This window comes from Pseudomonas sp. Larv2_ips (assembly GCF_963879675.1).
Classification (GTDB): domain Bacteria; phylum Pseudomonadota; class Gammaproteobacteria; order Pseudomonadales; family Pseudomonadaceae; genus Aquipseudomonas.
Map to the genome: position 1 here is coordinate 698,674 of NZ_CAWOAW010000014.1, position 21,902 is coordinate 720,575.

Genomic DNA, 21,902 nt, shown 5'->3' on the forward strand with positions numbered 1-21,902 from the left:
GGGGTCAGACCACGATATACCTAGGAACCTTCCCACACTTTTCTCAGCTTGCCCGTCAGACCATCCATCACTAACCTCATCCAGCTGCTGCAAACCCAGCGGCCGGAGGTGGAAGTCCGTATTGCTAAGGCGTTTTAACTCCCGAAAATATTTGGAGCTTCGCCCATGCCTAGCAAATCACACAATCCGTATGTCGATCAAAACACCACGCCCGTCGATGCCAAGCTACAAACGGCTACCCAACGAGCAATTCACCATTACCTGCCACGATCCGACTACACCGCCCCTGTCGAAAACCCAACCAGCAACATCTTCCTAGTCAGCCCCAACATCGACACCGAAACCCTCCTAGCCAACGCCGCCGAAAACCTCGACTCCGCCAACCAAATGGCCGCCACCCTGGCCTTCGACCTCGAAGACCCGCACCGCGCCATCATCCTGGGCATCCAGCAACTCATCGACCTAAGCGCCCTACTCATCGCCCGAGCCCAAGAGCAAGTCGCTCCTGCCGCCACAGCCTGACCCCCAACCTCGCCGCCTCACCCCAAGGCGGCAACCTGAACCCATGCTGTCACCCAGCAAAGTTTCATAATTCCCCGCACCGTTGAGGACTACGCTCCCACTTAAGAGAGGCCCCCCGCACCTCCAGCCCATAGGGAACTGAAAACATGATCTCGAACCTGGTTAAAGTCGCGCTGATTGCTGTCACGTTGCTGTTGGGCGCTTGTTCGACGGGGTCGTCGGGCGGGAGTGGTGACCCTTGTTTCTCTGGCGGATGCCAGGCGTTTGGGGACCATAGCCCGAGCAAGGCGGCCAAGATGAGTTTTGGCGGCAGTGGGTTGGGCAGTAGTTATGGAGAGTATGGGTCGGGGTTGTTGCATGATGATTGATGGGGTTGGGTGGGCAGTCATTGATTTGTTGACTGGCCCACCGCTATCGCGGGCAAGCCCGCTCCCACATTGGTGCAGGGCTCCCACATTCGTACAAGGGTGGCCTGAGATGTGTCAGTGGCCGCCTTTCATGCGGCGGGCGATGAGGTAGATGCCCAGGCCGACGAGTGCTGTGGCGGCGCCGATGTAGCCGGTGCTCGTCCAGCCATACCCTGCGGTAATCGCCATCCCGCCAAACCACGGGCCCAGCGCATTTGCCAGATTAAACGCCGCGTGGTTGGACGCTGCCGCCAAACTCGGTGCTTCGTGGGCGATGTCCATCAGGCGAATTTGCAGCGGCGCGGCCATGGCAATCATGGTGCCGACCAGGCCGATGCCGAGTAGCACGCTCCACAGCGCACTGGCGGCGAAGGTGAAGAAGATCAGCACGGCCATCGACCACACCATAATCCAGCCCACGGCGCGAAATTGCATGCGGTCAAACAGTTTGCCGCCGGCGATGTTGCCGATGATGCCGCCGACGCCAAACGCGGCGAGGCCGAAGGGGATCCATTGTGGCGAGACTTTGGTCACTTCGAGCATGGTCGGGGCGAGGTAGCTGAAGACGCAGAACATGCCGGCAAAGCCAATCGCGCCGATGGACAGGGCCATCCACACTTGCGGTTTGGTGAAGGCGCGCAACTCTTTGCGCGGGTCGCTGCGTGGTTCGTCGCGGCGGTCCGGCACGAATTGCCAGACGAGGGCGATGGTGCACACGGCGATGGCGCTGACCAGGGCGAACGCCGAGCGCCAGCCCAGGTGTTGGCCCAGGAACGTGGCGATGGGGTTGCCGAGCAGCATGGCGAGGGTGAGGCCCATCATCACCCGGGCCACGGCGCCGGCGCGTTTGTCGTTGGGCACCATGCTGGAGGCGACGACGGCGGCGATGCCGAAGTAGGCGCCGTGGGGCAGGCCGCTGATAAAGCGGAAGGCCACCAGCGAGCCGAAGGTTGGGGTGAAGGCGGTGGCGAGGTTGCCCAGCGCGTACAGGCCCATCAGCAATAAAAGCATGTGTTTGCGCAGCAGCTTGGCGCCGAGGATGGCCAGCAGTGGCGCGCCGACCATGACGCCGAGGGCGTAGGCGCTGATGGCGTGGCCGACTTGGGGTTCGCTCAAATTCAAGTTGTGGGCGATGTCGGGCATCAGGCCCATGATGGCGAATTCGCCGGTGCCGATCGCGAAGGCGCCCACGGCCATGGCAGCTTCCATTTTGGCGGCGCTGCGCGCGGGCAGTACGTGCCCGGGTGTTTGCTGGATAGTCATGGGTAACTCTGTTTGGAAGGATTGCACGAAGGACTGCCGCCGATGCTACGCAAGCAACGGCGGAGGTGTCTAGAACAGCCGTTTGCAGCAGAGTTCAGTTTCATCTGGCCACCTGTGACGCCACGTCGCGCCTGCCAGGCTTGACACTGACGGGTTAAAAGCCGCGATTTAGAGCTGTCAATTGGCCAAACGGCGCATAAACGCCCTGTGGCGTGATATTCTGCGCGCCGTCTTGGTCTGGTCTTTCCCCGGCACGTACACCCGTATACGTCCCGGCGGTTGGCTGTCGTCCAGGTAGCTGAAGCCAATAATGATAAAAAGTCAGCGCAGAAGGGACATAAACAGTGAGGTCGATACGTCGGCCTTGTGTGCCCACCCTGCGGCTCTCTCGTAAATGTGCAAACCCCGCGGCGCGCTGCCTGGCGCGGCGTGATAGAGGGTTGCCCATGCTCAGGGGCGGTAGGGCGGATGGCGTTTTATCATAGGTGCTACTGATGTTTAAAAAAGTAAACACTGCCCTGCTGGGGCTGGCTTTGTCGATGGGGATCACCTCCGTTCACGCGGAAGAGGCAAAGAAAGTCGATGTGCTGCTGATCGGCGGCGGCATCATGAGTGCGACCCTGGGTGTTTGGCTCAACGAGCTGCAGCCGGACTGGTCGATGGAGATGGTCGAGCGCCTGGATGGCGTGGCCGAAGAAAGCTCCAACGGCTGGAACAACGCCGGTACCGGTCACTCGGCCCTGGCTGAGCTGAACTACACCCCGGAAAACAAGGACGGCACCGTTGAGATCCCGAAAGCGGTCGAGATCAACGAAGCGTTCCAGATCTCCCGTCAGTTCTGGTCCTGGCAGGTCCAGCAGGGCGTGCTGAAGAACCCACGTTCGTTCATCAACTCCACACCGCACATGAGCTTCGTGTGGGGCGATGACAACATCAAGTTCCTGAAAAAACGCTACGAAGCCCTGCAAGCAAGCCCGCTGTTCGCTGGCATGCAGTACTCCGAAGACCCGGCGCAGATCGCCAAGTGGGTTCCGCTGATGATGGAAGGGCGTGACCCGAACCAGAAAATCGCGGCCACCTGGACCCCGATCGGCACCGACGTGAACTTCGGCGAGATCACCCGCCAGTTCGTTGCCCACCTGCAAACCACGCCGAAGTTTGATCTGAAACTGTCGAGCGAAGTGCAGGACATCACCAAGAACGCCGACGGTTCGTGGCGTGTGAGCTACAAAAACCTGAAAGACGGCACCAAGACTGAAACCGACGCCAAGTTCGTGTTCATCGGCGCCGGCGGCGGTGCACTGCACCTGCTGCAGAAGTCGGGCATTCCTGAAGCCAAGGAATACGCGGGCTTCCCGGTGGGCGGTTCGTTCCTGGTGACCGATAACCCAACGATTGCCGAGCAGCACCTGGCCAAGGCCTACGGTAAGGCTTCGGTTGGCGCGCCACCGATGTCGGTTCCGCACCTGGACACCCGCGTGCTGGATGGCAAGCGTGTGATTCTGTTTGGCCCATTCGCGACCTTCTCGACCAAGTTCCTGAAAGAAGGCTCGTACCTGGACCTGCTGACCAGCACCACTACCCACAACATCTGGCCAATGACCAAAGTCGGTATTCGTGAATACCCACTGGTCGAGTACCTTGCCGGCCAACTGATGCTGTCGGATGACGACCGCTACAACGCCCTGAAAGAGTACTTCCCGAACGCCAAGAAAGAAGACTGGCGCCTGTGGCAAGCCGGTCAGCGCGTGCAGATCATCAAGCGTGACGAAGAGCAGGGCGGCGTCCTGAAACTCGGCACCGAAGTGGTCAGCTCCGCCGACAACACCATCGCCGGCCTGTTGGGTGCATCGCCAGGCGCGTCCACCGCGGCCCCGATCATGCTCACCGTGCTGCAGAAAGTGTTCAAGGACAAGGTCGCGACCCCTGAGTGGCAGGCAAAACTGCACCAGATCGTACCGAGCTACGGCACCAAGCTGAATGACAGCCCTGAGGCTGTTGCGAAGGAGTGGGCTTACACTGCCGGCATCCTGCAACTGACCCCACCGCCTGCGATTCCGCAGTTGAACGCGCCAAAGGCAACCGAAGCCACCGAGGCTGCCAAGCCTTCGGCTGAGCCGAGCAAGCCGGCGTCTGACCTGGCGCTGTAAGCCAAAGGTTAAACCGCTGTAAGAAGCCCGCTGAACCGGTCACGGTCAGCGGGCTTTTTTGTGCGCGAGTGTTCAGGCGCGCACGCGTTCGACCGGCGGCAGTTCCACCGTGCGTTCGGCAGCTGCTAGCGCCGCAGTTAAACCCGCTTGGTCCAGCGGCACGCAATACGCAGGTTTTGCCCGCTCAAAACGCCAGCTTTCATCCAGCCCTCCTGCGTCTACGGCGTCGAAACCGAGCTTGTCGAGCAGCTTGATGACCTGCGCCTTCGCTGCGGCGTCATCGGCAGCCACCGGCAGTGCACGGCGGTCGGGCGCGCCGTGGGGGCGGGCGTCTTGCGTCAGGTCGGGGGCAAAAATCGCATTGAACACCTTCACCACGTGGGAATGCGGTAGATGTTCGGCGAGCAGCCGACTGGTGGTGGTTTCAAAGCGGTCCAGCACGGCGATATGCCCGTCGCGGTTGGGGTAGTAATTGTTGGCGTCCAGCACCGTTTTGCCTTCCAGCCATTGCGCGGGCACGCTGCGGTAGTGTTCAAACGGAATGGCCACCAGCACGACGTCGCCAAACCGGGCAGCGTCCTCGGCACTGCCCACCTCAACGCCGAGCAGGCCGCTGAGCACGCTGCTCATGGTCTGCGGGCCACGAGAATTACTCAGCATCACCTCATGCCCGGCGGCCAGCGCCAGCTGTGCCACGGCCCGCCCGATGAAACCTGCTCCAATCACGCCGATCTTCATGGTCTTGCTCCTCGTAAGTCATCGAGCAGCTATGATGATTAGCAACTGGCTGGCGATAAATAAGCGTTTTGGCGTGGGTGTTGTTACTGGGAGTAGGGAATGATGGACCGTCTTTCAAGCATGCATGCCTTTGTGATGGCCGCCGAGTTGGGCTCCTACGCCCGCGCCGCCGAGCGCTTGAACATGTCCGCGCAAATGGTTGCCAAGCATGTTACCGCCCTGGAGCAACGCCTCGGCGCGCGCTTGCTCAACCGCACCACGCGTCGGCAAAGCCTTACGGAGCTGGGGCACGCTTACTACGAGCGTTGCAAACATATCCTGACGGAGGCCGAGGCTGCCGATTCGCTCGCCCAGATCATGAACGACACGCCGCGCGGCAAGCTGAGAGTCACTGCCCCGGTCACCTTCGGTTCCTACAGCCTGATGCCGCTGATTACCGCGTTTTTGCGTGACAACTCCGACGTAGAAATTGACCTGCACCTGACGGATCGTTTCGTCGACCTGGTAGAGGAAGGCTATGAAGCGGCGTTCCGTATCGGCCCTTTGGCCACCACCGGTTTAACGGCCCGGCCCTTGGCACCTTATCGCTTGGTGGTGTGCGCGGCGCCAGCGTATCTGGCGGTGCGAGGGACGCCCCAGTGCCCGGCGGACCTGGCGCAACATGAATGCCTGGGCTACGCCTTTTGGTCACGCCCGGCGGACCGTGAATGGGTCTTCCACCAGGGCGCGACGCCCTACACGGTGCAGGTCGCCAGCCGCCTTCAAATCAACGAAAGCCGGGCATTGATGTCGGCGGCACTGGATGGCTTCGGCATCGTGCTGGGCGCCGAAGACTTCCTGCGTCCGGCCTTGGCCCGGGGCGAGTTGGTGCGGGTACTGCCGGCATTTGAGGCGCCCAGCCGCCCCATGCACTTGGTTTACACCGCCAACCGACAGCGCACCGCCAAGTTGCGGCGGTTTGTCGAGGCGGTGCTGGCACGCTTCGGCCAGGCGTGAGGGCTCAAATGTGGAAGCCCTGTTTTACCTGCGCATACAGATGCAGGGCCAGTGCATTGCTGCTATCGCACAGCAGGTACAGATGATGCACCGGCAGTGGGGGTAACTCGAACCCTGCAATCTTTTGCGTCAGCCCGCTGCCCATGCGGCTTTCTTCGATCAACCCCACCGCCACGCCGCTGCGGATACAGGCCTCGACCGCCGTGGAATTGGGGCTCTCCAGCAATACCCGGTGGTAAATCCCGTGATCCTTCAGCGCCTGCAACGCCGCCGCACGGTACGGGCAGCCGGCAACGGGCACGGTGATAGGCAGCGCCGCATTCGGCGCGCAACTGAAGCCCTCGGCCGCCACCCACAACGGCTGCACTGGCCCCAGGCGTTCGCCCTGAGCCAGCGGTTGTGCGCTGACGGTGATGGCCAGGTCGAGCTGATTGGCCATAAACATATTCAGCAGTTCACCGCTGGTGCGCGCTTCGACTTCCAGCTCCAGCAAGGGGTTGTCGGCGATCAAGCGCGGTAAAAACGCCTGCATGAACGCCGGCGCATAGGTATCGGGAATGCCCAGACGAATCTTGCCCTGCATGCGCTGTGGCATCAGCGCGATCAGCAGGCGGTCATGGCTCTTGAGAAACTCGGTGGTTTCGCCGAGCAGTTTCTGGCCATACAGGGTCAGCTCCACGCCCTGGTTGCTGCGGCTGAACAGGCGCTGGCCGATTTGCTCCTCAAGCTTCTGAATTTGCGTGGTCACGGTCGACGCGCTGCGGTGCACATGTTCGGCCGCCTCGTTGAAGCGCCGAAAGCGCGCCACGGCGTGAAAAGTGCGTAACAAATCGATGTTCAGTTGTTTGGCCATGATTCCACTATTACGAATTTATGGTGCGGGTAATTCAAATATACAGAAGCATGCGCGGCCCTTAGCCTTTGAGTCAACGTGCACTGACGGGAGGCCTCATGACGCGATCAACCTTGAAACGGCTGCAGTTGCAGGTGGCGTTTGTGCTGTCCTGGAGCTCCGGCTACATCGGCGCCAAGTTGGGTACGCAAGGCAGCGGGGCATTCAACCTGTTGTTCTGGCGCTTCCTGCTGGTGTCGGTGTGCCTGGGGCTGTTTTTGAACGTGAAGCTGTTGAAGGTGACCTGGGCTCAGATTCGCCATTACGCCGTGATCGGCTTTCTCTCGCAGTTCCTCTACCTGAGCTGCCTGTATGTGGCGATCCAAAACGGATTGCCGCCCGGCATTGCGGCCATCATCGCGGCGCTGCAGCCGTTGATGACGGCGGCATTGTCGACCGGCAGCGCTGCCGAGCGCAGCGGTGGCTGGCAGTGGGTCGGGTTGATGATCAGCTTTGCCGGGGTCTCCATCGTAATCGCCGGGCAGTACAGCAGTGGCGGGCAGAGCGTCGGCTTTGTCATGTATTTGTTGCCACTGGCCGCAGCGCTGGGGCTGACGCTGGCGACCTTGTACGAGCGCCGGGCCGCGCAGCGCCAGGACGCGGGGTTGGTGTTGCCGCTGTTCATCCAGTCGTTGCTCACGCTGATCGGCTTTTCCGGCGCCGTGCTCTATACCGGCACCTTCAGTGTTCCTCATGAGTCGGACGTGTTGATCTCTATCGCCTGGCTGACGGTGTTTTCCACATTCGTCGCGTATTTGAGCTTGTGGATGTTCTTGCGGGTAATGACAGCGACCCACGTGGCAGCGCTGGTCTATCTGGAGCCACCGGTCACCCTGGTGTGGGCGGCGTTGATGTTTGGCGATGCCATCCAGGGCTCAACCTACGCCGGCATTGCAGTGGTGGTGGCGGGGCTGGTGCTGGTGCGTCTGAAACAACCGACCGTCGCCTGTGCTTCCTGAGGTCCGCAGGTTCAGCAAGCTGACAGACATCACCTGTTAAAAAGAACCCATAGCCAAGCAGGAGCGCGGCTGAAACATGGGGGCATTTTTTACTGGTGCAGGTGCTGGGCGTACGCGCCCGAGGATTTTGTATGTTGCTACGTTATGCGGCATTGGCGGCAGTTGTCGTCGCAGCGTCCGGGTGTGTGCAAGAGCGTGTGGTGCATGAGCGCGGGCCGGTACAGCGTGAGTATGTCGAAGTGGTCGCGCCGCAACCGCCGCCGGTTCAAGTGATCGAGGTCGAACCGGCTCCGCGCTACGGTTATGTCTGGTCACGCGGCTACTGGCGCTGGGCCGGCGGGCGATACGTCGCGGTGCACGGCCATTGGGAGCAAGTGCGCGAAGGCTATCGTTATGTGCATCCGCATTGGGTGCAGCGCAATGACGGTTACCACTGGCAGGGCGGTGGCTGGGTTCGCTGAACCCTGGCCGCAGGCGTGAGCTGGTTGGCGCCTGCAAAAAACACTAGGTCGGCTTTTGGGTACCCAGCAGCCGAACCTCCCGCAGTAACGCGGCACCGAGCTGATCGGTGCCCAATTCCTTGTAGCCCACCGCCTTGATCTCGCCGTTTTCTTCGGCCTGGATGATGATCACCGGCGTTTCCTTGCCGGTGGCTTCGTCCACATGCAGGGCGTACTGGGGTATATCCAGCTTGATCGGCGTGCCCGCTGCCTTGCCTTGCACATTGATCAGGAACGCCGCGCAGCCAGTGTCGACATCCACACTGGTGGCGGGGCGGCCGCTGACGAAGCAGGTTTGCGGCAGGTCGGGCCAGGCGATGGTGTCGGCCAGGGTAAAGGTCGGCGTCAAGGCCAAGGCTGCGAGCAAAAGCGTGCGCACGTTGGGTTTCTCTCGATCAAGGGTAAAGGCGGTTTTTACCAAAGCCCGCAATTCGCTGCAACGCTGCCTCAGGTCAGGCGTTTCATCCCGGTGGCCTTGGCCGCGTTGAGGTCAAAGGTGGCGGTGTATTCACAGCCTGCCGCATGGGCACAGCGCTCTATCAGGTAGTCGGAAAACTCGGCTTTGCCTGCCGTGAATCGTCGCAGCGCCTGCCAGATGATCTCGGCATGTTCGACGGTCAATTCACGCGTACGCAGCAGCGTTTCCAGAACCGTCACCACATCACTCTTGGCCGATTGGTAGCAGCTTTGTAACACCCATACCAGTTCCACCACGCACACCAGGCTGACAAAACCCGGCGAAAGCGTGGTGAGCGATTCGATCAGCTCGGACGCCTTCGGGGATTGAACGGGATCATCCTGGGTGACATACCGCACCAGCACATTGGTATCCAGGCCGATCATTGCGCTTTTGCTACCTGCGCAGCGATGGCGCGGTTCATGTCGTCAATCGACACGGCCTGGGCGGGCTTGCGGATCAACCCCTTGAGGTCCTGAACGGTTTTGCTCGCGGCGATGATGGAAAACTTGCCGTCTTCCGTTTCGACAAATTCAACCCGGTCGCCGGTTTCCAGGCCGAGTGCGGTCCTGACTTGGACAGGGATGGTGATTTGCCCTTTTGAAGTAAGTGTGGCGGTCGCCATAGTGAAGATCTCCATCGTAATGTTCCTTACCCTAAGGTAAGGATCGATGAAGGACAAGATCCGTTGGTCCATAGGTCGCTCTGCTGGTAGGCGTGGGTGGGAACAGGTAAAACCCTAGTTCGAAGTTTTCACGTCCACACGCTTTTTAGAGCCCCCAAGAGATACAAGCTATGACCGACCGCCACCGCATCATCCCGCCCGCCATGCAACCCATCGTAGAGCGCGCGGGCTACGTGCCTGCCGTAAAAGTTGGCAACACTTTGTATTGCGCAGGCCAGGTCGGTCGCACGCCGGAATTGGCCGTGATAGAGGACCCCGAGGCGCAATTCATCGCCGCCTGGGAGAACCTGCGGCAAGTATTGGAGGAGGGCGGCTGCCGTTTTGAAGACGTGGTCGACATGACCACGTATCACGTTGATATGAGCCAGCACATGGCGGTTTTTCGCGAGGTGAAAAACCGCCTGTTCCCACGCGGGCATTGCGCCTGGACGACCATCGGCGTGTCAGAACTGGCGCATCCCGGGTTACTGGTGGAAATCAAATGTGTGGCGGTACAGCGCTAATTCACTGCACCACGCGATAGCACGGCACATACGCGGCACCGCCCGGCAGCTTCATGCGGTGCTGGGCGACAAACGCCTGTAGCAGCTCGTCCAGCGGTTTCATGATGGCCGGGTCGCCGTGGATTTCGTACGGGCCGTGCTGCTCGATCAGGCGAATGCCCTTGTCCTTGACGTTACCGGCCACGATCCCCGAGAACGCACGGCGCAGGTTGGCGGCCAGTTCGTGGGGCGCCAGGGCGTGGCTCAGTTGCAGGCTGGCCATGTTTTCGTGGGTCGGGTCGAATGGGCGCTGGAAGCCTTCGTCGATCTTCAGCAGCCAGTTGAAGTGGAAGGCGTCGTTGCGCTCGCGGCGGAACTGCTTCACGGCCTTGAGCCCGGCCGTCATCTGGCGCGCGACTTCGGCTGGGTCGTCGATGATGATCTGGTAGTGCGCCTGCGCCGCTTCGCCGAGGGTGGCACCGACGAAGGCATGCAGTTGTTGCAGGTACGGCGCCGCATGTTTCGGCCCGGTGAGGATGACCGGGAACGGCACGTCGCGGTTGTCCGGGTGCATCAGGATGCCCAGCAGGTACAGGAACTCTTCAGCCGTGCCGGCGCCGCCCGGGAAGATGATGATGCCGTGGCCGACGCGCACGAAGGCTTCCAGGCGTTTTTCGATGTCCGGCAAAATCACCAGCTCGTTAACGATCGGGTTTGGCGCTTCGGCGGCGATGATGCCCGGCTCGGTCAGGCCCAGGTAGCGGCCGCCGGTGATGCGCTGTTTGGCGTGGGAAATGGTCGCGCCTTTCATCGGACCTTTCATCACGCCAGGGCCGCAGCCGGTGCACACGTCGAGGCTGCGCAGGCCCAGTTCGTGGCCGACTTTCTTGGTGTATTTGTATTCTTCGGTATTGATCGAGTGGCCGCCCCAACACACCACGATTTTCGGCTCGACACCCGGGCGCAACGTACGGGCGTTGCGCAGCAGGTGGAACACGTAGTCGGTGATGCCCTGGGAATTGCTCAGGTCGATGCGCTGGCTGTCCAGCTCGTTCTCGGTGTAGACGATGTCGCGCAGGGCGCTGAACAGCATTTCACGCGTGCTGGCGATCATTTCGCCGTCGACGAAGGCGTCGGCCGGCGCATTCAACAGTTCCAGGCGTACGCCGCGATCCTGTTGATGGATACGCACTTCAAAGTCTTTGTAGGCGTCGAGGATGGTCTTGGCGTTGTCGATGTGCGCGCCGGTGTTAAGGATGGCCAGAGCGCACTGGCGGAACAACGTGTAGATGCTGCCGGTGCCGGCTTCGCTCAGTTGCTGGACTTCACGCTGGGACAGGGTTTCGAGGCTGCCCTTGGGGCTGACGGAGGCATTGATGACTTGACGTTGGGGCATTCTGATTCCTTGAAAGCACAGCCACCGCACCCGCCAGGGGTGGCGATGGCTGGAGAATGGTGAGCGCCGAACTCGGTCGCACGAGACGCACAGTTTGGCAGGCATGAGGCCGTGCGCAAACTCCGTCCAGCACCATCATGCCGCAGAACTTACTGAATCAGCTTCCAGTTTTTGTAGAAAACCCGACGCAGGGTGAACACCAGCCCGGCAAAGCCCGAGATCACGGCGTTGAGCACGGAGGGCAGCAAGGTCGGCCGCACAATATCGATGAACAGGCAGTAACGCTTGGCGTCGTTCTTGTTGAAGGACGCGTGCATCAGCGTGTCATCGAAGATAAACAGTGGGTCGTCGTGCCAGTAATGCTTGTGTTTGCCCACCTGGATGTAAACACCCTCGTGGTGCGGCGCCGGCGCCATGTTGTAGAGCACCCGGAACATCATGCGCAGCGGGCCGAAGTGGAACGACGTCGAGCGGTTTTCGTTGAACACCGACACCCCGATGGTCTTCACGAACGGCAGTTTTTTGCGCAGCTGCGGGATGTCCAGCGTGGTTTCGATCGGGCGGCCGTACCATTGGAAAAACAACATGCCGCGCTTTTTCTCGGCCATGCGTTCGTCCAGGTAACCGATGATTTCGTCCTTGTGGGCCATGGCGTCGTCGATTACCTGTTGCAGGTCTTCACGCCAGGCGGGCGGCAGGTCGTTCATGGTGTAGACGTGGCGGTTGCGCAGGCTGAACAGGTCGAACAGGGTATTGAACGGCGCCAATATCCACGTGTTGCGGCCGTTGCCGACGAAGTATTTCTTGATCGTGTCGCGGTCGTACAGGCCGTTGCGCAGGAAGTCATAAATGCCGCAGAACAGCACCAGCAACAGAAATACCAGGGTGGTGCGCGGGAAGCAGTACATGAACAACAGAACGCCCAGCACCCAGGCGGCTGAGACCAGCTTTTTTTGAACAGCACTTTTACTCATGAAGCGTGGCTCCGAACCTGAAACAAAGCGAAACAATGTTGCCATGATAGTGGGTTCCGGCGGCGCTGGGCGTTTTAAATATTGCGAAATTGTGAAGGCCTGGCACAGTTTTTAACCCGCGCGGTGGCGTATCCGGCCTTTTGTTGATTGGATTTTGTAAACAGAAGATTTGCGACTATCGTGACGCTTCGGTTTTTTGGACGTCATAGACCGGTACGATTAAGTTGAATGGCCACCATTGGCCTTCGGCACCTTGGAAGAGGCAGAAATTTTATGATCATCAAACCGCGGGTTCGTGGCTTTATCTGTGTGACCGCTCACCCTGTTGGCTGTGAAGCGAACGTCAAAGAGCAGATCGACTACGTCACCCAGCATGGCGTCATCGAAGGCGGCCCAAAGAAGGTGCTGGTCCTCGGCGCCTCCACCGGTTACGGCCTGGCCGCGCGCATCAGTGCTGCGTTTGGCTGCGGCGCCGATACCCTGGGTGTGTTTTTTGAGAAAGAAGGCGAAGAAGGCAAGCTGAGCTCCGCCGGCTGGTACAACAGCGCAGCGTTCGAGAAGTTTGCCGTTGAAAAAGGCCTGTACGCCAAGAGCATCAACGGCGACGCGTTCTCCGACGAGATCAAGCGCCTGACCATCGAAACCATCAAGAAAGACCTCGGCAAAATCGATCTGGTGGTGTACAGCCTGGCCGCGCCACGCCGTACCGACCCGCAAGGCGTGGTGCACACCTCCACCCTCAAGCCGATCGGCAAGGCCGTGACCCTGCGCGGTATCAATACCGACAAAGGCGTTGTGGTCGATACCACGCTTGAGCCTGCGACCCAGGAAGAAATCGACGGCACCGTGAAAGTCATGGGCGGCGAAGACTGGCAGCTGTGGATCGACGCGCTGCGTGACGCCGACGTGCTGGCTGAAGGCGCCAAGACCACCGCCTTCACCTACCTCGGTGAAAAGCTGACCCAGGACATTTACTGGAACGGCTCCATCGGCGAAGCCAAGAAAGACCTCGACAAGAAAGTCCTGACCCTGCGCGACAACCTTGCTGCACTCAAGGGCGACGCCCGTGTGTCGGTGCTCAAGGCGGTGGTCACCCAGGCCAGTTCGGCGATCCCGATCATGCCGCTGTACCTGTCGCTGCTGTTCAAAGTGATGAAAGAGCAGGGCACCCACGAAGGCTGCATCGAGCAGGTCTACGGCCTGTTCAAGGACAGCCTGTACGGCAAAGAGCCGAAGCTGGATGCCGACGGCCGCCTGCGTGCCGACCTGGCTGAGCTGGAGCCCAAAGTCCAGGACGCCGTGGCGGCGCTGTGGAACCAGGTGACTGACGATAACGTTAACGAAATCAGCGACTTTGCCGGTTACAAGGCTGAGTTCCTGCGTTTGTTCGGTTTTGAAATCGACGGCGTTGATTACGAAGCTGATGTGAACCCGACCGTGAAGATCAAAGGCCTGATCCAAGCCTAAACACGCTCCAAAATGTGGGAGCGGGCTTGCTCGCGAATGCGGTATGTCAGTATCAGATACAGGGGCTGACACACCGCTTTCGCGAGCAAGAGCGCTCCCACATTTGCTTTGTGTGAACTCAAAACCCTCCTACACGCCATCGCGCTCCCGCCACTGCCCTTAATCTGCCAGACTCCTGCGGCTATCAAGCCACGCTAACGGAGGATCTGATGACGATTCGTGCAGTAGTTTTTGATTTCGGCGGTGTCCTGTTCGACTGGAACCCGCACCACCTGTACCGCCAGCTGATTGCCGACGATCACGAGCGGCAACACTTTCTCGACACCATTTGCACCCAAGCCTGGAACACCGAGCAGGACGCCGGTCGCAGCCTGGCCGAAGGCACGCGCCACCTGATCGAGCAGTACCCGGAACACGCACCCTTGATCCAGGCCTATTACGACCGTTGGCACGAAATGCTGCGCGGCGCGTTGCCCGAAGGTGTGGCGATTCTCGAGGCGTTGCATCAAGCCGATATGCCGCTGTTCGGGCTGACCAACTGGTCGGCTGAAACCTTTCCCTATGCGCGGGCCAACTACCCGTTCCTGCAGTATTTGCGCGACATTGTGGTCTCCGGCGAGTTGAAGCAAATCAAGCCGGACGCGGCGATCTATCACGCGAGCCTCGGCCAGGTGCGCGCCCATCTGCCGGATATCCAGCCGGGCGAGGTGGTGTTTATCGACGACGTGGCGGGCAATGTCGAGGCCGCCGTCGCCCTCGGTTGGCAAGGTATTCATCACGTGTCGGCCGAGCGTACTGCGGCGCGCCTGCGGGCGTTGGGCGTGGACTTCTAGTGCGCCCATTTTTCCATGGCGAAATCCACAAAGGCGCGCAGCTTGGGCAGGCGGTAGCGGTCCTGTCTGTAAAGCAGGTGCATGGGGCGGCGGGGTAGCGTGTAGGACGTTAACAAGGCTACCAGCTTGCCGCTCTCCAGGTCCGGTTGCACCAGGGCATCGGCCAGCATGATGATGCCCATGCCGTTCAGGGCCGCCTGGCGCAGGCCTTGCGAGCTGTTGATGGTCAATGACCCGGACACCGGCACCTCCACCTCGCCTTCCTCGCCAGTCAGGCGCCAGAGTTTGTCGGAGTCGCGCCAGTTGTCGGTCGCGGGGTAGGCGAACGCCAGGCAGTCATGGTGCTGCAGGTCACTGGGTGTCTGCGGCGTGCCGCGGCGTGCCAGGTAATCCGGTGAAGCGCAGAGGGTGAGGGTGTAGGCCTGCATGGGCCGGGCGATCAGGCTGGAGGTTTCCAGCTCGCCAAGGCGGATGGCTACGTCGAAGCCGCTGTCGACCAGGTCCATCCGCTCGTTGCTGAGCACCACGTAGAGGTTGATCAGCGGGTAGCGTTGAGAAAATTCGCTCAGGGCGGGCGTCAGGCGTTCGGTGCCGAATACCGGTGGCGCGGTAATGCGCAGGTTGCCCTTGGGCGTTTCGCTGTGGGCCTGCTCCGCCAACACTTCAGAGTCGGCAACCAGCCCCAGTACCTCCAGGCAGCGCTGGTAATACTGCCCACCAAACTCGGTGAGGCTTTGCTTGCGCGTGGTGCGCTTGAGCAGGCTGACGCCCAGGCGCTGCTCCAGGGCGCGGAGGTGATTGCCGACCATGGTGGTCGACATCCCGCATTCCTGCGCGGCGGCCGTCATGCTGCCGCTCTCCACCACCTTGACGTACACCGACATTGCCTGGAACAGATCCATTATCAAGCCTTGGTTTAAAGTCATTACAGGAATGCGCAGTTTATCCAGCTCGGGTGGCTAACGATACTGATGCCATCACTATGATGCACTGGAGCTTGCCACCATGACCGCCGCCTGCCTGATGACCACGTATCAACCCTTGGCCCTGAGCTTCACCCGCGGCCTGGGCACGCGCCTGTGGGACCAGCAGGGCCGTGAATACCTCGACGCGGTCGCCGGCGTGGCGGTGACCAATGTCGGGCATTCCCACCCTCGGCTGGTGACGGCGATCAGTGAACAGGCGGGCCTGTTGCTGCACACCTCCAACCTCTACAACATTGATTGGCAGCAACGGCTGGCCCAGCGCCTGGCACAGTTGTCTGGCCTTGACCGTGCGTTCTTCAACAACTCCGGCGCCGAAGCCAACGAAACAGCGCTGAAACTCGCTCGGCTGCATGGCTGGAAAAAGGGCATCGAAGAGCCGCTGGTGGTCGTGATGGAAAATGCGTTTCACGGGCGCACCCTTGGCACCATGGCGGCCAGCGACGGGCCGTCGGTGCGCCTGGGGTTTCAGCGCTTGCCGGGGGATTTTCTCAAGGTCGGGTTTGGCGACCTGGCGGCGCTGGAAGCCATCACGCAACCATTCGGCCCGCGCATTGCCGCGGTGCTGCTGGAACCGATCCAGGGCGAGAGTGGCGTGCTGCCAGCGCCGCCCGGCTACCTCAAAGCCCTGCGCGAGCATTGCACGCGCCACGGCTGGCTGATGATGCTCGATGAAATCCAGACCGGCATCGGCCGCACCGGCGCATGGTTTGCGTTCCAGCATGAAGGTATCGTGCCGGACGTGATGACGCTGGCCAAAGGCCTTGGCAATGGCGTGCCCATCGGCGCCTGCCTGGCCCGGGCCGCTGTGGCCCAGCTGTTCACACCCGGCAGCCACGGCAGCACATTCGGCGGCAACCCGCTGGCCTGCCGCGTGGGCTGCACGGTGCTGGACATTATTGAAGAGCAAGGCCTGCTGCAGAACGCCGCGCAACAGGGCGAACGGCTGTTGGCGCGCCTGCGTGTGGAGTTAAGCGAGCACCCGCAGGTGCTGGCGATTCGCGGGCAAGGCCTGATGGTCGGGATCGAACTGGCACAGCCTTATCGCGATCTGGCTTATCGCGCAGCGCACGAACATGGGCTTTTGATCAACGTGACGCGCGGCAAGATCATCCGCCTGCTGCCGCCGCTGACGCTGGAGGCCAAGGAGGTAGAGATGATCGTAAGGGCCATTGCCCGCTTATTGGACTGAAACCCGGTAAAAGTGTGGGAGCTGGCTTGTGTGGGAGCTGGCTTGCCTGCGATAGCATCACCTCGGTCTGACATTAAGACCGAGGCGCTTGCATCGCAGGCAAGCCACCTCCCACACATGCACACATTGAATCCGTGTGACTTTCACAGATCTGGGCCGTTGAGCCACTCCTGATTCATGGTGTCGGTATCGCCCAGGTACTCCAGTAACCAACTCATCGCCGGCGACAATTTGCTCTGCGCCCAGGCCACGCACGACGGGCTGGCCGGGAACGGCCGGCGCAATTGCAGCGCGACCAGCGCGCCACGTTCGATCCACGGCAACACCTGATGCGCCGGCGCCATGCCCACGCACAGGCCATCGCGCAGGCAATCAAGCGCCGAGGACCAGTTGGGTACCACCAGCCGGCGTTGGTTATCCAGGGTCCAGGTGTCGCGCTTGGGCAGGTTGCGCGAGGTGTCGGTCATGCACAGCGACGCGAACGGCCGCAGTTGATCGTCACTGAGCAAGCCGTCCAGCGTCGCCAGCGGATGCCTGGCGCTGACCACACACAGCCAGTTCAGCAGGCCCATGTCGCGAAAGGTGAAGTGGCTGGCCACCGGCACCGCGCTGGTGGCGCCGATCACAATGTCGGTGCGTTCATCGGCCAGCGCATCCCATACGCCGTTGTACACCTCGTATTCCAACAGCAATTCCACCTCGGGAAACTGCCGATAGAAGTCCAGCACCAGTTGCCGACAGCGCTGGGGTTTGACGATGGAATCCACCGCAACCTTCAATTGGCCGCTCCAGCCATTCGCCACCTGCTGGCACAAACGCCGTGTACCGAGCATTTTTTTCATCACGCCGCGGGCTTCGTCTATAAATAGACGGCCGGCCGGGGTCAGCTCCACGTCACGATGGCGCCGCACAAACAGCGGCACCGCCAGCCATTCCTCGAGCTGACGCACCGTATAGCTGATGGCCGAAGGCACGCGGTGCAGTTCCTGGGCGGCCGCGCTGAAGCTGCCGTGGCGCGCCACGGCATCCACCACATCCAGCGAGTACTCGGACCACATGATGGTTGCCTTCAAAATATTTGATAGAGGTGTCCAATTATTATCGCTTCACACCCACACTGTCAGCTTCATAATGGGCGCCAGTCAGCAAATAGTTTGATGGCAAGGTCAGCAAGGCTTCAATGAAAAATTCTTTTGGTTTCACGTGGTACCTGGCGGGGCTGAGCATGCTCGGTTATCTCGCCATGGATATGTACTTGCCGGCGTTCGGCGCCATGGGCGAGCAGTTGCAGATCAGTGCGGGCGCCGTGGGCGCCAGCTTGAGTATTTTCCTCGCCGGTTTTGCGGTGGGGCAGTTGTTGTGGGGGCCGTTGTCCGACCGCCTCGGGCGCAAGCCGATACTGCTGGCGGGCCTGAGCCTGTTTGTAGTGGGTTGCCTGGGCATGTTCTGGGTCGAAACCGCGCCGCAACTGCTGGCGTTGCGTTTTATGCAAGCGATTGGCGTGTGTTCTGCGGCGGTGAGCTGGCAGGCACTGGTGATCGACCGATACCCGGCCGATAAGGCGCATCGCGTGTTCGCCAGCATCATGCCGCTGATGTCGCTGTCACCGGCCCTGGCGCCGTTGCTGGGCGCCATGGTGTTGAATCACTTCGGCTGGCAGGCGATCTTCGGTGTACTGCTGGGCGTGTCGCTGCTGTTGCTGCTGCCGACTTTGTTGCTGCGCAAAATGCCCAAACGTCGGGCAGAGGAGGGCGAACCTTCGCGCCTCGGTTATGGGCAGTTGCTGACCTCCCGCGTGTTCACCGGCAACGTGATGATCTTCGCAGCCTGCTCGGCCAGTTTCTTTGCCTGGTTGACGGCCTCGCCCTTCATCCTGGGCGACATGGGTTACAGCCCGAATGACATTGGCCTGAGCTACGTGCTGCCGACGTTGGCGTTTCTGATCGGTGGTTACAGCTGCCGCAGCGCATTGCAGCGCTATCAGGGCAAAACCCTGCTGCCCTGGTTACTGGTGGCGTACTGCATCAGCATGGTGGCGTTGTACCTGGTCGCCACGTTGACCGTGCCCACCCTGACCACCTTGCTGATCCCGTTCTGCCTGATGGCGCTGGTCAACGGTGCCAGTTACCCGATCGTGGTGGCGAATGCGCTGATGCCGTTTGCGGAAAATTCCGGCAAGGCAGCGGCACTGCAAAACACCTTGCAGCTGGGGCTGTGCTTTCTCAGCAGCCTGCTGGTGTCGTCGATGATTGACCAGCCGTTGCTGATCACCGTGATCGTGATGCTCGCAACGGCGCCGTTGGCGGTGCTGGGGTATTGGCTGGCGCGGCCGAAGACGGATAACTCGGAACTCGCAAACGCTTAAATCTGCACTGCGATCAAAAATGTGGGAGCTGGCTTGCCTGCGATAGCATCGAGTCGGTGATTCCGAAGTACCCAGGTGCCTGCATCGCAGGCAAGCCAGCTCCCACAGTTGATTGGGTTTCTTCAGGGGTTAGAACGTGACTTCCATGTTCAGCGTTGGCGTGGAAGTCCGAGTTCCCCGGCCGCCGTCCACGCCGAACTTGTTGTGCCAGTACTCATAGCCCACCCCGAGATACAGGTTCGGCTTCACACTTTTACCCGGCCTTACCGCCACCATCAGCGCGGTGCGCATCAGCGTTTCTGGCGCGGTGTCGCGGCCATGGTAGTCCTCGCCTTTTTCCCCAACGTAATTGATAAAACCCTGGAATTTCGCCGCATGGTTGGCGATGTCGAACGGGCGCATCCACGTCAGGTTGAGCATGAAGGTGTCGTCAAACGTATGGTTTGACTCCTGCGCGCCGGGGATGCCGGTGTGGTTCTTTTCCTTGTAGTACATCAGGCTCAGGTCCAACACACCGACCGTGTTGAACTTCAGCGTCGGGCCGATCACCAGTGCGCGCTTTTTGGCTGAGGCGACGTTGTTGTTGCGGTTGGCATCAAAGCCCAGCGTCAGCGCGTAATCCTTGATCAACCCAGTGCCGAGCGGCACATCAAACACCCGCGATGCATACAGTTGATGCCGGTAAACGGCGTAGACCTCACTGCCGCCATGGTCGGTGCCCTTGCGCGGGTCGTGGCTGTCGGACAGGAACACATCCAGGTTCAGGTAGTTGCTGCCGTATTGGTAGCCACTGGCGTGGGTAAAGCTGTAGATGCGTTTGCTGAAGTCATCGGGGTTGTTCGGATTGGTGAAGTGTTGGCCGTAGCGAAATCCTACGCTGTTGTTCATCCATTCCACCGCGACAGCCTCCCCACCGCCGAGAAGGGTCAATGCAACGGTTGCGCCCTGTAATGCCTTTTTCATTGTTTTAGGTCCTTTGGCGTTCTGGCTCATGACGGCCGGATTGTTTTTGTAACGCCGATGGAGGGTATCTTGTTCGATTGATTGTATACAACTCTATGGACATACAGTCCAAACATTGCATACAGTGTTCGCACAACAAAAACAGAGAACCCCTCACCATGACTATCCCGAAGGCGTCACCGCAGCGGCCAGAAGATGAGAATCTTGGCACCGCCGCCAACATGGCTTACGGCCTGCAGCATGTGCTCACCATGTACGGCGGCATCGTTGCCGTGCCGTTGATCGTCGGCCAGGCGGCCGGTTTGTCGCCGGCGGATATCGGCCTGTTGATCGCCGCGTCGCTGTTTGCCGGTGGCCTGGCCACGCTGTTGCAGACCCTGGGCCTGCCATTTTTTGGCTGCCAGCTGCCGCTGGTGCAGGGCGTGTCCTTTGCCGGTGTGGCGACCATGGTGGCGATAGTCGGCAGTGATGGCGCCGGCGGACTACCGGCGATTCTCGGCGCGGTGATGGCCGCGTCGTTTATCGGCTTGCTGATCACGCCGGTGTTCTCACGGATCACCAAGTTTTTTCCGCCGTTGGTCACCGGCATTGTGATCACCACCATTGGCCTCACACTGATGCCCGTGGCGGCACGCTGGGCCATGGGCGGCAACAGCCGCGCGGCGGATTTCGGCAGCATGGCCAATATCGGCCTCGCCGCGTTGACCCTGGTGCTGGTGTTGCTGCTGAGCAAGATCGGCAGCGCGGCCATTTCGCGGCTGTCGATTCTGTTGGCGATGGTGATCGGCACTGTGATCGCGGTGTTTCTGGGCATGGCGGATTTCTCCGGTGTGGCCCAGGGGCCCATGTTCGGCTTCCCCACACCGTTCCATTTCGGTATGCCGACCTTTCATGTGGCGGCAATCATTTCCATGTGCATCGTGGTGATGGTCACCCTGGTGGAAACCTCGGCGGACATCCTCGCGGTGGGCGAGATCATCGACACCAAGGTCGATTCCAAACGCCTGGGTAATGGTTTGCGCGCCGACATGCTGTCGAGCATGTTCGCGCCGATCTTCGGTTCATTCACCCAAAGCGCGTTCGCCCAGAACGTCGGCCTGGTGGCAGTGACCGGGGTAAAGAGCCGCTTTGTGGTGGCCACGGGCGGGGTGTTTCTGGTGGTGCTGGGGCTGTTGCCGTTTATGGGCCGGGTGATCGCGGCCGTGCCGACATCGGTGCTCGGCGGCGCCGGGATCGTGCTGTTCGGCACCGTGGCGGCCAGTGGTATTCGCACGCTGTCCAAGGTGGATTACCGCAACAACATGAACCTGATCATCGTGGCCACGTCTATCGGCTTCGGCATGATCCCCATCGCGGCGCCGAACTTCTACGACCACTTCCCTACCTGGTTCGCGACCATTTTCCACTCGGGCATCAGTTCGTCGGCGATCATGGCGATCCTGTTGAACCTGGCGTTCAACCACTTCACCGCGGGTAACTCGGACCAGCAGTCGGTGTTCGTGGCGGGCACTGAGCGCAGTTTGTGCTTCCACGATGTGGCGGCATTGCGCGATGGGGATTACTTCAGCGGCGGCAAGTTGTTTGATGCTGAAGGGAAAGAAATTCCGGTGGTGGCTGACGTGCCAAGGAAGGCCGTAAAACCTGAAACCACCGAAGTCTAAAAATGTGGGAGCGGGCA

The 21,902-nt window shown here is 60.6% G+C and carries 23 protein-coding genes; 12 read left to right on the forward strand and 11 right to left on the reverse strand.

Going from position 1 to position 21,902, the window contains the following annotated elements:
• Positions 1-165 precede the first annotated feature (165 nt).
• Entirely contained in the window at positions 166-522 is a 357-nt protein-coding gene (locus AACV02_RS09695; protein ID WP_119739225.1) for a DUF6124 family protein, read from the forward strand.
• Between the two features lie 146 nt (positions 523-668).
• A complete protein-coding gene (locus AACV02_RS09700) occupies positions 669-890 on the forward strand; it encodes a hypothetical protein (protein ID WP_119739226.1) in 222 nt (73 codons plus the stop codon).
• A 114-nt stretch (positions 891-1,004) separates the two neighbouring features.
• Here AACV02_RS09700 and AACV02_RS09705 read toward each other — a convergent pair whose 3' ends face one another.
• Positions 1,005-2,192: an MFS transporter gene (locus AACV02_RS09705; protein ID WP_119739228.1), complete on the reverse strand. Its 1,188-nt coding sequence runs from the start codon at positions 2,190-2,192 to the stop codon at positions 1,005-1,007.
• Positions 2,193-2,686: 494 nt separating this feature from the next.
• Between AACV02_RS09705 and mqo the strand changes: the two genes are divergently transcribed.
• Complete coding sequence (gene mqo, locus AACV02_RS09710; protein WP_119739230.1) at positions 2,687-4,342, forward strand: malate dehydrogenase (quinone); 1,656 nt, start codon at positions 2,687-2,689, stop codon at positions 4,340-4,342.
• A 72-nt stretch (positions 4,343-4,414) separates the two neighbouring features.
• Here mqo and AACV02_RS09715 read toward each other — a convergent pair whose 3' ends face one another.
• Positions 4,415-5,080, reverse strand: coding sequence for an NADPH-dependent F420 reductase (locus tag AACV02_RS09715; protein WP_119739232.1), 666 nt, complete (start codon positions 5,078-5,080; stop codon positions 4,415-4,417).
• Between the two features lie 99 nt (positions 5,081-5,179).
• On the opposite strand from AACV02_RS09715, the gene AACV02_RS09720 reads away from it, so the two are divergent.
• Positions 5,180-6,076, forward strand: coding sequence for a LysR family transcriptional regulator (locus AACV02_RS09720; RefSeq protein ID WP_119739235.1), 897 nt, complete (start codon positions 5,180-5,182; stop codon positions 6,074-6,076).
• Between the two features lie 4 nt (positions 6,077-6,080).
• Here AACV02_RS09720 and AACV02_RS09725 read toward each other — a convergent pair whose 3' ends face one another.
• Positions 6,081-6,929 carry a LysR substrate-binding domain-containing protein gene (locus tag AACV02_RS09725; protein WP_119739237.1) on the reverse strand — a complete coding sequence of 283 codons (849 nt, stop codon included), beginning with the start codon at positions 6,927-6,929 and terminating at the stop codon, positions 6,081-6,083.
• A gap of 98 nt (positions 6,930-7,027) precedes the next feature.
• Between AACV02_RS09725 and AACV02_RS09730 the strand changes: the two genes are divergently transcribed.
• The gene (locus tag AACV02_RS09730) at positions 7,028-7,927 is read left to right on the forward strand and encodes a DMT family transporter (RefSeq protein WP_119739239.1); all 900 of its coding nucleotides are present in this window, start codon (positions 7,028-7,030) and stop codon (positions 7,925-7,927) included.
• A 131-nt stretch (positions 7,928-8,058) separates the two neighbouring features.
• A complete protein-coding gene (locus tag AACV02_RS09735; protein ID WP_106576901.1) occupies positions 8,059-8,388 on the forward strand; it encodes a YXWGXW repeat-containing protein in 330 nt (109 codons plus the stop codon).
• A gap of 43 nt (positions 8,389-8,431) precedes the next feature.
• On the opposite strand, the gene AACV02_RS09740 is transcribed toward AACV02_RS09735, so the two are convergent.
• The 3 genes from AACV02_RS09740 to AACV02_RS09750 all read right to left on the reverse strand — a co-directional run bounded on the left by AACV02_RS09740 (position 8,432) and on the right by AACV02_RS09750 (position 9,524).
• A complete protein-coding gene (locus AACV02_RS09740; RefSeq protein WP_106576900.1) occupies positions 8,432-8,806 on the reverse strand; it encodes a hypothetical protein in 375 nt (124 codons plus the stop codon).
• A gap of 68 nt (positions 8,807-8,874) precedes the next feature.
• Positions 8,875-9,270 carry a PIN domain-containing protein gene (locus tag AACV02_RS09745; RefSeq protein ID WP_119739242.1) on the reverse strand — a complete coding sequence of 132 codons (396 nt, stop codon included), beginning with the start codon at positions 9,268-9,270 and terminating at the stop codon, positions 8,875-8,877.
• Positions 9,267-9,524 carry an AbrB/MazE/SpoVT family DNA-binding domain-containing protein gene (locus AACV02_RS09750; RefSeq protein ID WP_119739244.1) on the reverse strand — a complete coding sequence of 86 codons (258 nt, stop codon included), beginning with the start codon at positions 9,522-9,524 and terminating at the stop codon, positions 9,267-9,269. Before AACV02_RS09750 ends, AACV02_RS09745 begins: the two co-directional genes overlap by 4 nt.
• 155 nt (positions 9,525-9,679) lie before the next feature.
• On the opposite strand from AACV02_RS09750, the gene AACV02_RS09755 reads away from it, so the two are divergent.
• Positions 9,680-10,072, forward strand: a complete 393-nt coding sequence (locus AACV02_RS09755) for a RidA family protein (protein ID WP_106576897.1) — start codon at positions 9,680-9,682, stop codon at positions 10,070-10,072.
• Position 10,073: 1 nt separating this feature from the next.
• Here AACV02_RS09755 and ppnN read toward each other — a convergent pair whose 3' ends face one another.
• Positions 10,074-11,447: a nucleotide 5'-monophosphate nucleosidase PpnN gene (ppnN, locus tag AACV02_RS09760; protein ID WP_106576896.1), complete on the reverse strand. Its 1,374-nt coding sequence runs from the start codon at positions 11,445-11,447 to the stop codon at positions 10,074-10,076.
• 149 nt (positions 11,448-11,596) lie between these two features.
• Positions 11,597-12,421, reverse strand: a complete 825-nt coding sequence (locus AACV02_RS09765) for an aspartyl/asparaginyl beta-hydroxylase domain-containing protein (protein ID WP_106576895.1) — start codon at positions 12,419-12,421, stop codon at positions 11,597-11,599.
• A 273-nt stretch (positions 12,422-12,694) separates the two neighbouring features.
• Here AACV02_RS09765 and fabV point away from each other — a divergent pair, with 273 nt between their 5' ends.
• Both fabV and AACV02_RS09775 read left to right on the forward strand, forming a co-directional pair.
• Complete coding sequence (gene fabV / locus AACV02_RS09770; RefSeq protein WP_106576894.1) at positions 12,695-13,888, forward strand: enoyl-ACP reductase FabV; 1,194 nt, start codon at positions 12,695-12,697, stop codon at positions 13,886-13,888.
• A gap of 209 nt (positions 13,889-14,097) precedes the next feature.
• Complete coding sequence (locus AACV02_RS09775) at positions 14,098-14,721, forward strand: HAD family hydrolase (protein ID WP_106576893.1); 624 nt, start codon at positions 14,098-14,100, stop codon at positions 14,719-14,721.
• On the opposite strand, the gene AACV02_RS09780 is transcribed toward AACV02_RS09775, so the two are convergent.
• Positions 14,718-15,623, reverse strand: coding sequence for a LysR family transcriptional regulator (locus AACV02_RS09780; RefSeq protein ID WP_119739246.1), 906 nt, complete (start codon positions 15,621-15,623; stop codon positions 14,718-14,720). The two genes, AACV02_RS09775 and AACV02_RS09780, sit on opposite strands and share 4 nt — an antisense overlap.
• Positions 15,624-15,726: 103 nt before the next feature.
• Here AACV02_RS09780 and AACV02_RS09785 point away from each other — a divergent pair, with 103 nt between their 5' ends.
• Positions 15,727-16,896 carry an aspartate aminotransferase family protein gene (locus AACV02_RS09785; RefSeq protein WP_119739248.1) on the forward strand — a complete coding sequence of 390 codons (1,170 nt, stop codon included), beginning with the start codon at positions 15,727-15,729 and terminating at the stop codon, positions 16,894-16,896.
• 143 nt (positions 16,897-17,039) lie between these two features.
• Here AACV02_RS09785 and punR read toward each other — a convergent pair whose 3' ends face one another.
• Positions 17,040-17,954, reverse strand: coding sequence for a DNA-binding transcriptional activator PunR (punR, locus tag AACV02_RS09790; RefSeq protein ID WP_119739250.1), 915 nt, complete (start codon positions 17,952-17,954; stop codon positions 17,040-17,042).
• Between the two features lie 122 nt (positions 17,955-18,076).
• On the opposite strand from punR, the gene punC reads away from it, so the two are divergent.
• A complete protein-coding gene (punC, locus tag AACV02_RS09795; RefSeq protein WP_106576888.1) occupies positions 18,077-19,261 on the forward strand; it encodes a purine nucleoside transporter PunC in 1,185 nt (394 codons plus the stop codon).
• A gap of 129 nt (positions 19,262-19,390) precedes the next feature.
• Here the strand turns inward: punC and AACV02_RS09800 are convergent, their stop codons facing one another.
• Positions 19,391-20,224, reverse strand: a complete 834-nt coding sequence (locus AACV02_RS09800) for a nucleoside-binding protein (RefSeq protein WP_119739252.1) — start codon at positions 20,222-20,224, stop codon at positions 19,391-19,393.
• A gap of 158 nt (positions 20,225-20,382) precedes the next feature.
• On the opposite strand from AACV02_RS09800, the gene AACV02_RS09805 reads away from it, so the two are divergent.
• Entirely contained in the window at positions 20,383-21,885 is a 1,503-nt protein-coding gene (locus AACV02_RS09805; RefSeq protein WP_119739254.1) for a nucleobase:cation symporter-2 family protein, read from the forward strand.
• Positions 21,886-21,902: the final 17 nt, after the last annotated feature.

What these genes read in the sequence shown, in the direction of transcription:
- AACV02_RS09785 (WP_119739248.1), top strand. Translation starts at nt 15,727, where the DNA reads ATGACCGCCGCCTGCCTGATGACCACGTATCAACCCTTGGCCCTGAGC.
- punR (WP_119739250.1), bottom strand. Translation starts at nt 17,954, where the DNA reads ATGTGGTCCGAGTACTCGCTGGATGTGGTGGATGCCGTGGCGCGCCAC.
- AACV02_RS09800 (WP_119739252.1), bottom strand. Translation starts at nt 20,224, where the DNA reads ATGAAAAAGGCATTACAGGGCGCAACCGTTGCATTGACCCTTCTCGGC.
- AACV02_RS09700 (WP_119739226.1), top strand. Translation starts at nt 669, where the DNA reads ATGATCTCGAACCTGGTTAAAGTCGCGCTGATTGCTGTCACGTTGCTG.
- AACV02_RS09725 (WP_119739237.1), bottom strand. Translation starts at nt 6,929, where the DNA reads ATGGCCAAACAACTGAACATCGATTTGTTACGCACTTTTCACGCCGTG.
- AACV02_RS09765 (WP_106576895.1), bottom strand. Translation starts at nt 12,421, where the DNA reads ATGAGTAAAAGTGCTGTTCAAAAAAAGCTGGTCTCAGCCGCCTGGGTG.
- mqo (WP_119739230.1), top strand. Translation starts at nt 2,687, where the DNA reads ATGTTTAAAAAAGTAAACACTGCCCTGCTGGGGCTGGCTTTGTCGATG.
- AACV02_RS09745 (WP_119739242.1), bottom strand. Translation starts at nt 9,270, where the DNA reads ATGATCGGCCTGGATACCAATGTGCTGGTGCGGTATGTCACCCAGGAT.
- AACV02_RS09715 (WP_119739232.1), bottom strand. Translation starts at nt 5,080, where the DNA reads ATGAAGATCGGCGTGATTGGAGCAGGTTTCATCGGGCGGGCCGTGGCA.
- AACV02_RS09735 (WP_106576901.1), top strand. Translation starts at nt 8,059, where the DNA reads ATGTTGCTACGTTATGCGGCATTGGCGGCAGTTGTCGTCGCAGCGTCC.
- AACV02_RS09775 (WP_106576893.1), top strand. Translation starts at nt 14,098, where the DNA reads ATGACGATTCGTGCAGTAGTTTTTGATTTCGGCGGTGTCCTGTTCGAC.
- AACV02_RS09720 (WP_119739235.1), top strand. Translation starts at nt 5,180, where the DNA reads ATGATGGACCGTCTTTCAAGCATGCATGCCTTTGTGATGGCCGCCGAG.
- AACV02_RS09705 (WP_119739228.1), bottom strand. Translation starts at nt 2,192, where the DNA reads ATGACTATCCAGCAAACACCCGGGCACGTACTGCCCGCGCGCAGCGCC.
- AACV02_RS09755 (WP_106576897.1), top strand. Translation starts at nt 9,680, where the DNA reads ATGACCGACCGCCACCGCATCATCCCGCCCGCCATGCAACCCATCGTA.
- AACV02_RS09805 (WP_119739254.1), top strand. Translation starts at nt 20,383, where the DNA reads ATGACTATCCCGAAGGCGTCACCGCAGCGGCCAGAAGATGAGAATCTT.
- AACV02_RS09695 (WP_119739225.1), top strand. Translation starts at nt 166, where the DNA reads ATGCCTAGCAAATCACACAATCCGTATGTCGATCAAAACACCACGCCC.
- punC (WP_106576888.1), top strand. Translation starts at nt 18,077, where the DNA reads ATGAAAAATTCTTTTGGTTTCACGTGGTACCTGGCGGGGCTGAGCATG.
- AACV02_RS09750 (WP_119739244.1), bottom strand. Translation starts at nt 9,524, where the DNA reads ATGGAGATCTTCACTATGGCGACCGCCACACTTACTTCAAAAGGGCAA.
- ppnN (WP_106576896.1), bottom strand. Translation starts at nt 11,447, where the DNA reads ATGCCCCAACGTCAAGTCATCAATGCCTCCGTCAGCCCCAAGGGCAGC.
- AACV02_RS09780 (WP_119739246.1), bottom strand. Translation starts at nt 15,623, where the DNA reads ATGGATCTGTTCCAGGCAATGTCGGTGTACGTCAAGGTGGTGGAGAGC.
- fabV (WP_106576894.1), top strand. Translation starts at nt 12,695, where the DNA reads ATGATCATCAAACCGCGGGTTCGTGGCTTTATCTGTGTGACCGCTCAC.
- AACV02_RS09730 (WP_119739239.1), top strand. Translation starts at nt 7,028, where the DNA reads ATGACGCGATCAACCTTGAAACGGCTGCAGTTGCAGGTGGCGTTTGTG.